The sequence below is a fragment of the Brevibacillus sp. NL20B1 genome (assembly GCF_018195675.1).
Classification (GTDB): domain Bacteria; phylum Bacillota; class Bacilli; order Brevibacillales; family Brevibacillaceae; genus Brevibacillus; species Brevibacillus aydinogluensis.
In genome coordinates, this window is sequence record NZ_JAGTPT010000043.1 from 1 (window position 1) to 8,202 (window position 8,202).

At 51.1% G+C, this 8,202-nt stretch carries 9 protein-coding genes; 3 read left to right on the forward strand and 6 right to left on the reverse strand.

Annotation, left to right across the window (positions count from 1 at the left end):
* Window positions 1-453, forward strand: a 453-nt coding sequence (locus KDN35_RS19510) for a YiiX/YebB-like N1pC/P60 family cysteine hydrolase (RefSeq protein ID WP_283092167.1), incomplete at its 5' end; no start/stop codon positions are given.
* Window positions 454-544: 91 nt separating this feature from the next.
* Window positions 545-1,579 (forward strand): YncE family protein, encoded by a 1,035-nt coding sequence (locus KDN35_RS19515; protein WP_212133704.1) that lies wholly within the window; start codon window positions 545-547, stop codon window positions 1,577-1,579.
* A 73-nt stretch (window positions 1,580-1,652) separates the two neighbouring features.
* Here KDN35_RS19515 and KDN35_RS19520 read toward each other — a convergent pair whose 3' ends face one another.
* From KDN35_RS19520 to KDN35_RS19535, 5 genes are all read right to left on the reverse strand, one after another.
* Window positions 1,653-2,585: an RluA family pseudouridine synthase gene (locus KDN35_RS19520; RefSeq protein WP_212133706.1), complete on the reverse strand. Its 933-nt coding sequence runs from the start codon at window positions 2,583-2,585 to the stop codon at window positions 1,653-1,655.
* 104 nt (window positions 2,586-2,689) lie between these two features.
* Window positions 2,690-2,860, reverse strand: coding sequence for a hypothetical protein (locus tag KDN35_RS19525; protein WP_171564014.1), 171 nt, complete (start codon window positions 2,858-2,860; stop codon window positions 2,690-2,692).
* A gap of 212 nt (window positions 2,861-3,072) precedes the next feature.
* Complete coding sequence (locus KDN35_RS20160) at window positions 3,073-3,201, reverse strand: hypothetical protein (RefSeq protein ID WP_256379840.1); 129 nt, start codon at window positions 3,199-3,201, stop codon at window positions 3,073-3,075.
* A 14-nt stretch (window positions 3,202-3,215) separates the two neighbouring features.
* Entirely contained in the window at window positions 3,216-4,469 is a 1,254-nt protein-coding gene (locus tag KDN35_RS19530) for a helix-turn-helix domain-containing protein (RefSeq protein ID WP_212133708.1), read from the reverse strand.
* A 164-nt stretch (window positions 4,470-4,633) separates the two neighbouring features.
* The gene (locus KDN35_RS19535) at window positions 4,634-5,746 is read right to left on the reverse strand and encodes an aminopeptidase (protein ID WP_171564012.1); all 1,113 of its coding nucleotides are present in this window, start codon (window positions 5,744-5,746) and stop codon (window positions 4,634-4,636) included.
* A gap of 632 nt (window positions 5,747-6,378) precedes the next feature.
* Here KDN35_RS19535 and KDN35_RS19540 point away from each other — a divergent pair.
* Window positions 6,379-7,635, forward strand: a complete 1,257-nt coding sequence (locus KDN35_RS19540; protein WP_171564011.1) for an MDR family MFS transporter — start codon at window positions 6,379-6,381, stop codon at window positions 7,633-7,635.
* A 254-nt stretch (window positions 7,636-7,889) separates the two neighbouring features.
* On the opposite strand, the gene KDN35_RS19545 is transcribed toward KDN35_RS19540, so the two are convergent.
* Window positions 7,890-8,202 (reverse strand): hypothetical protein (locus tag KDN35_RS19545; protein WP_212133710.1); only part of this gene is annotated, 313 nt, incomplete at its 5' end.

Sequence of the window (8,202 nt, forward strand, 5' to 3'; positions counted from 1 at the left end):
GTAGAAGAGCAAAACACAAAAAAATCACGAAGCTCCAACGGCAAAATGGGGACAGTAGGGGATATCTTGATTACATTTGATAACAGGACCTCAGGCTGGAATCATGGCCACGCTGCGATCGTAAGGAAAAACAACGATTACATTGTGGAAGCTTGGCCCGATGATGGAGTAAGGGTGTATAAAAACAACTGGGGAAAAAGGTTCAAGACTGCCTATAAGTATTATGTCAAGGGAGCGGATGAAGAAGATTACGTTAACGCTCAGAAATACGCTTACAGCCAGCTAGGCAAACCATACAAACTAAATGTTGAAAAACATTTTACAAAAGGCTTTTATTGCTCGCAACTAGTGTGGAAAGCATGGTATGAACAAGGCTTTGACGTAGATGCCGATGGAGGATTTATCGTAACGCCAGCAGATATTGCCGAGTCGAAGCTCACCGTTGAATATTAATGGAACTGGGAGAGTGTGGTTCGCGCACACTCTTCCCTTTTAAGGTTTCAGCATCGAAAATCGATAAATTCCTTACTGTAGGTGAAAACTAATGGTTGCGAACAATCTGAAAAGGATCATCTGGGGATTTTTCTTCTTCGGGGGATGTTTCTCTCTCGCGGTTCTGGTCATCGCGGCAATACTTTCGTTTCAAGAGCCCACTTCGGTGAGCAAAAAAGCGAGCGAATACAAATACCTGTTTTTGTATTCACACCCGTTTATGGGCCGCACCTATATTGTGGCCACAAATGACGGTCAATCATTTGAGAAGGTTACCTATTCATTCAGTGACACCCCTTATCTCATCAAAGACACCAATAACAATCTGATCCTGCCTGCAGAACACATGTCAAAGTATTACACGATCGACGATGACTTTCACAAAACGGAACACGCCTTAGCCGCCCCCTATACGTTTATGATCCGGGATAAACACATCCGAATCGAAAGCCTGAACACCAGCCTCCAGGAGAATACACTGTACATCACTGACTCAATCTTCGGCACGCAATCAAGCATCCGCCTGCCATCGTATCTAAGCAGCGCCACGTATGATGAATCCCGTATATACGTGTTAAACTACAACGCCGAAAAAGAAGTAAACGAGGTCCATGTCATTAACAGAAAGGACGGAAACGTTATCCGCAGTTATCAGGTGAAGGATGGCGCTACAGAGATGCTGAAGGTACATGATTACTTGCTGCTAAACACCGATGGCAGTCTGACCCGCATTCATGCAGATACCGGAGAAATCTCCCATATCGCCTATCCTGACGAGGCAGCGGAAGCAGACAAAATATTCTTGGTTGATCCGAATACCATTTACATCACCTATATCACCTCTAGCGGCAATACTGGTCTGTTCGTCCTGGACGATCAATTTTCCATCAAGAAGAACGTCACATTTGAGGTGCCTTATATGACTGCCCAGATGAAACATGGCAGGTTGTATGTATTGTCTCAAACAGAGAATCACCCTCAAATCGGAGGACAAATGGCAATTATTGATGGCAAATCGTTTAAGATCGAACAGGTCATCCATTTGCCCAACGAAGATGTGAAGGTCCAGGACTTTCTTGTACAATGAAGCCTTGTCATACAACCGGGAAAGCTGCCGGACTTACGTGTCCCAGCTTTCCCGACGGGTGCGGGTCCCCAGCCTACAACCGGAGCCGGGTGATCAGGCTTGTCATGTCTTCCGGCATGGGGGCAGTGCACACAATCTCTTCGCCGCTCACCGGATGCACAAACGAAAGCCTCCAGGCGTGCAGGGCCTGCCGCCGTATGAGCCCACTGTTTCCTCCGTACATGGCATCGCCCACCAGGGGATGTCCGATGTGCTGAAAGTGGACGCGTATCTGGTGCGTGCGTCCCGTCTCCAGCCATACACGCACCAATGTGGCCTCCTCTGACCGGGCAATCACTTCATAGTGGGTGACAGCCGGATCACCGCTGTCCATGACACGCCGTCTGGTCGGGTGGCGCGGGTCGCGGCCGATCGGGGCATGAATCGTGTCTGCATCGTTCTCCACCACACCGGAGGCGACAGCCAGGTACTCCCGCTTGATGCTCCCTTCCCGCAGCAGCCGGTCAGCCAGTAGATGACCGTAGCTGCTTTTGGCGAGCAAAATGACACCGGACGTTTCCTTGTCCAGACGATGTACCGTATGGATTTGGATGTTCTCTCCCTTGTACCGGTACTGATCGGCCAGAATGTGCACCAGCGTGTTTCCTTGCTCTCGGCGGGTCGGGTGAACCATCATCCCCGCCGGTTTGCATACGACCAAGAGGTGATCGTCTTCAAACAGCACATCTACCTGCACAACAGGTGGCATCGGAAGGGAAGATGCCTTCATCGCCGGCCCCTTATCCTGCCCCAGTCTGTTGTCTTGCACCCGTACCGCTATCTTGTCGCCGGCCTTTACCTGCCGCTGCAAAAATGGAGACTTGCGGTTCAGCAATATCCCTTTGCTCCGCGTCAACCGCTGCAGCATTCGCCCCGATACGCTCAGTTTTTGCCGGGCAATCTGCTCGACGGTTAGCCCCGCATCCTCCTGTGTCACGACGTATTCTAACCATCCCTTGCGACTCACGTTAATCCCTCTGTTTCACGCTTTTCTCCCCATTGTACTGAAAAAGCAGGCTGCTGTGCCAGCGCTCCCTCTGCCGTGAAAAGAGGGAACGACCTCGAACCGTGTCAGGGGCGAACAATCACCGCCTGCAAGTCGCGGTCAAACTCTGCGATCGCTTCCTGCTGGCCCATCTCCAGCAGTTGTGTCACATACCCCTCATCCGCGTACAATTCCCGTCCCAGCAGTTTCCCGGCAAACATCACATGCAGCCGACGTTTCCATCCCAAACGGATCATGGCTACATCCACCTCACTTACCATACTTTTCTGTATGATAAGTATAATATGCGGTAAGGGTGTTTGTAAACATATTTGTTTAGAAAGTAGTTAAACTGTGCTTATCAGGAATTGTTCCGCGCACGCTCATGATCTTTGCCAAAAAAAATTACCCCCATATTGAGAGTGTGCATCTCAATGTGGGGGAAGCTGATTTCAGATCCTCAATTGATTTAGTCCCAGTCCGGGTCAGCACCCGTTACGACAATAGAACCTTGTCCATTTTGATGTGGCAGAGCTGCGGGGACAGCGGTTGCGGTGAAGAGGAATGCAAACGCAAGCAGCGACAGCAAAGTTTTCACAGGAACACACCTCCTTATGCCATTATTTCATTAATATAGCATATTTTTTCAATTATTTCCATATGCTTGTTTGACAATTTTCTGCTGCTTAGTCGATGGTGCTTTACGAGCAGGCCGAAACACTCGATCACCTTTTCAGAATCGCCAAGCTGCCGATAGTATTCAATACTTTTCAGAAGACTGTCGTTCGCCTCGTCAATCTGTCCCATTGAGAACTGGCACATGCTCTTTCGTTGGTAATATATAGCGGCATTTTTGATCCTGTGTGGATGACAGTCAACAGGTAAAAAATGATCTTCAGAATCAATCAACTCGTTGATCAAGTCATTTCTTCCGGTTTCCAGATATACTTCCAGAAGATCACTGACAATTGAAATTCGAGCATCCTGCTTAGCTTCATTAAGACATTCTTTATAGAGACGAATTGCTTCGTCATATTCCCTTTTCTTTGCATACAGCAGTGCCCGGAGGTGGTGTTTGCGGTAGTCCGCATATTCGCTTTTTTCATACTTTTTCAGGTAAAGCTCGGCCAAAATGAGATCGTCCAGGCGCAGATACGCGTTGACTATGGCAATCAGAGCGGAGGCTTTATGTTTGTTGTCGGTTTGGTCTTCACGAATCCCCTTGCTGCACAGATCAATGCATTCCTGATAGTAATCCAGAATGTACGCATGTACGCCCAAACGATAATAGGCTGTGATTCGCTCCATCGGGTGCAGGTATTCGATGTAATGCAGCAGTTCCTTTCCTCTTCGGTAAATCTCCTCGAATTGGGTAAAGTGGTCGCGTTCGATTTCATACCGTTCCAGTAACCCTTTTGCCAGGTAGTAAGGAATGCCGCGTCTTCTGGTATAGTCTATCAATACGTCATACAGGGCCAGTTTGATTTCCGCCTCTTCTTTTTCTTTTGCGACATGCAGCAACGTATCCAGGGCAAGAAAGGGGTCCAATTTAGGGGTCTCCAGCAACTTTTGCGCCGCTTTCCGAACCAGCGACCTATTATTCAGGGAAACAGCCTCTTCCAGCAGAAACTTCAGCATTTCAGCCTGTTCGGTCATGTCCAGGTACGCGCTGATTAGCGATGCGTAGGGAATCTGCAGCGCCTGCGATATTTTTTTGCAGGTGGCAAATCCGGGCCGTTTCGTTTCCCCGGATTCGATCCGTGACAGGACGCTTTTGCTGACACCTGTCCGCTCCGCCAACTCACTGAGCGTGATGTTCTCCTGGAGTCGATACCTCAGAAGCATCTCTCGAACGTCCTCTACCATAGCAGAAGCCCCCTACGAAAGTTGTTTATCCTTTTTAACTTTTTTATATAGATTATCACAAGATTCAATTTACTGTAAATATTTTACTATCTTTCCCGGTAATGACCGCTGCGACAAAAAAAGACCCGCTTGGATAAACGGGCCAGACATCCAATTTCAGTTGTTCAGCCTTTCAACTTGTCCGGATTGAGCGCCTCCAGCTCCGGCAGGACGAACAGGCCGTCTTTGCGGATCAGCACGTCGTCAAACCAGATTTCGCCGCCGCCGTACTCCGGACGTTGGATATTTACCATGTCCCAGTGCACCTGGCTGCGGTTGCCGTTGTCCGCATTTTCTAGGGCGCGCCCGGGAGTGAAGTGAAAGCTGCCGGCGATTTTTTCATCAAACAAAATGTCGTTCATCGGGTGCAGGATGTACGGGTTGACGCCGATGGCAAACTCGCCGATGTAGCGGGCTCCTTCATCGCTGTCGAGAATCTCGTTCAGCTTCTGGGTGTTGTTGGCTGTCGCCTCTACAATCTTGCCGTTTTCAAACGTGAGCCGCACGTTTTCAAACCGGGTACCCTGATACGTGGTGGCCGTGTTGAACGTAATCGTGCCGTTAACAGAGTCACGCACCGGCGCCGTATATATCTCTCCATCCGGAATGTTCGCCTCGCCGGAACAAATCACGCTGGGCATGCCTTTGATGGAAAAGGTCAGGTCGGTACCCGGCCCGACCAGGCGCACGTTGTCCGTCCGCTCCATCAGTGCTTTCAGCGGCAAAAACGCCTCGTGCATCTTCTGATAGTCCAGTGAGCAGACGTCGAAGTAAAAGTCTGCGAACGCCTCGGTGGACATGTTGGCGCTTTGGGCCATCGCCGGCGTCGGGTAGTTGAGCAGCGCCCAGCGCATCTGGGTGATGATGTAGTCGGAAAGGGGCTGCATCACCGCCTGATGGGCACGGCTGCGCTCGATGGGCACGTCGGCTGCCTCGCTGGTGTTGGTGGGCCCGTTGATCACGATAAACGCCTGGATGTCTTGAAACATCGCCTGTTCCCACTTGAGCTGGTAGGACGCCCGCCTTTCGTCAGCGCCCATCATCAATTCACGCTGTATGGCCGGATTGATGAACCGCACAAACGGATACGCTCCCCTGGCGTACGCCTGCCTGATCAGTTCCTTGGCAAGCGCCTGTCCTTCTCCGCGTACTTCAATCAACAAACATTCCTGTGCCTGCAAACGAACGGAGTGATTCAGCAGAGTTTCCGCCAGCTTGCCGATGCGTGGATCCAACATCCTAACTCCTCCCCAGGGTGCAATAGATAAAAATTATTTTACCGAATGGACAGATACTTTTCAATTATGAGACTGCTCATTACCGGTATTCGGAACGCCCACCCGCACACAATCGGCGAACAGCGGAACCGCTGGTGGATAAAAAATTTTTCTTGCATGTTTTCACATCTATGGAGTATTCTAGTCATCAAAGAGTGTTTATCTGTACAAATCTTTTGAATGAACAGTCAAAGGATGGGAGTGTTGGTTCATGGCGATTGCTGCAGTTTTTCTGGCATAGGACGGGGACCTTGTGCGAGGGGTCTCCGCCCCTTTCACATCCCTGTCTTGCAAGAAAGCTGCAGGACGCCTGAACCACTTCCGTCCTTTTCGATAAGGGGCCGGGCCGGACAGCTGTCACCATTGGCTTCCTGGCATGGGCAGGTGAAAACGCGCCGTTTTCGCACTCGTCCGTTTCCCCGTGCCCGTATCCCGACCTTGTCGAGCAAGCGCATGCGGAAGAGGTAGAGGTCTCGCTTCTCCCGATTGCGCTTTTTTTCGTTCCTCCTTTTGCATTTGCGCGCGGATGGAAAACGCCGTGGGAAGGGCGCCTGCAGACAGCAAACCATCGAGAAATCGGAGGGATTCTTGTCATGCATTGGCGTTCTTGGGACCTAAATTTGAAAATCAGGCTTTTCGGCGAGCTGATTACGCATACGTTTTTCTGGATGTACTTTCCCTTTATGGCGATTCATTTCAGCGACGCGTTCGGCAAAAAGGAGGCTGGACTGCTGCTGACCGTACCTCCGCTGCTGGGGATGTTCGCCAACCTGGCCGGAGGATACCTGGCCGACCGGATCGGCCGACGTACGACGATGCTGATGTCCATCGCGTTGTCTTCGACGATGTTCGGGCTGTTTGCCTTTTCTCCCTCGCCCTGGGTTGATTACATCGCCTTTATCGGCATCGGGATTGCCGGCTCCCTGTACTGGCCGGCCAGTTCGGCGATGGTGGCCGACCTGACATCGGAAGAGGATCGGCGCCTGATATTTGCCACCTTTTACACCGCGATGAACATTGGCGTCGTTGCCGGGCCTGTTCTTGGCTCCTTCTTTTTCGTGCACCACCGGTTTGAACTGCTGCTTATCTGCATGATCGTCGAACTGTTGTTCGGCCTTGCGATATACGTCTGGATCAAGGAGACACTGCCGTCGCACCAGGCAGGAAGTGCTCGCCAAGCGTTCTCATTGAAGGAGCAGTTCCAAAGCTATGTCGTGATTTTTCGCGACAAGCCGTTTGCCATCTACATCGGAGCGGGTGTCCTGATCGCGATCGCCTTCATGCAGCTCGATTTGTTCATGGCGCTGTACGTCAAGGAACACGTGCCCATCCAGCCGCTCGTCTGGTGGGGTGACTGGTCGTTTTCGATTGGGGGCACCTCCGCGTTCGGCTGGCTGATCGGCTTGAACGGCTTGTTGGTCGTGCTGTTCACGCTACCGGTCACGCGCCGGTTTGAAAACTGGAGCGACCGCAACAGTCTCGTGCTGTCGTCCGTTCTGTGCGGTCTCGGCCTGTTCCTGATGGGCTTTACGGTCAACATCTGGTTGTTGTTCGGCTGCATCGTCATCATGACGCTGGGCGAACTGATTCGCACCCCCGTGGCCCAAAGCTTCATCAGCAAATACGCGCCGGAGGACGCACGCGGCCAGTACATGGGGGCGTCCTCGCTGCAGTTTTCGATCGGCCGGTTCCTCGCGCCGCTGACCATCGGCTTGTCAGAGCGACTCTCCCCCGTCGGCGTTTTCGCGGTCATTCTCGGGCTCACGCTGGTGAGTGCGCTGCTCTACGTGTACATGTTCCGGCTGATTCCACAAGCCAAGAAAACTGACGCGCATGTCCGACAGCCATAGGCAGACGCTTCGTCAGCCGCCGGCCCGGACAAGTCACGTTTCCTGCACACAACACACCCCTTCACGTCATCATCGGTTTCCCGAGGGGCTTCCCATGACTAAGGGGTGTAAGTTTTTACAAGCTTCCACTTGGAGCAAGCTCTCGAAGGCATACAAGGGGTTAATGATATTGCCTAAGGACACTGGTACTCCAGCCAGCGTATGTCAACAAAGAAGAGTCTCCCGTCTTATTAGGGAGACTTATACATTTAGACTTAGTCCGTGTAGTAAGTGTAATAATCCACTGCCCCTCGTTGGTTAATAACGTCCTGCAACGTTTGGTTAGAACTGCTACCTGGGTCGTTAACCAAAATCATCTCTGGAGTGATTTGGCTGTAGTATGGAGAGCCGTCTACGTCAACTGAGAGCGTCCCTTTAAATCCTTTTGCAACAACAAGATGATTAGGTACGTGGATCATTACTGGGATTCTTTCATTTACAATTAAGTCAAAGATGTCTGCCTTCAATTTGTCAAATGTACCAGACATTTTTCCATGATAGGTATGGGAATACCGAGAGGCAGCAGCA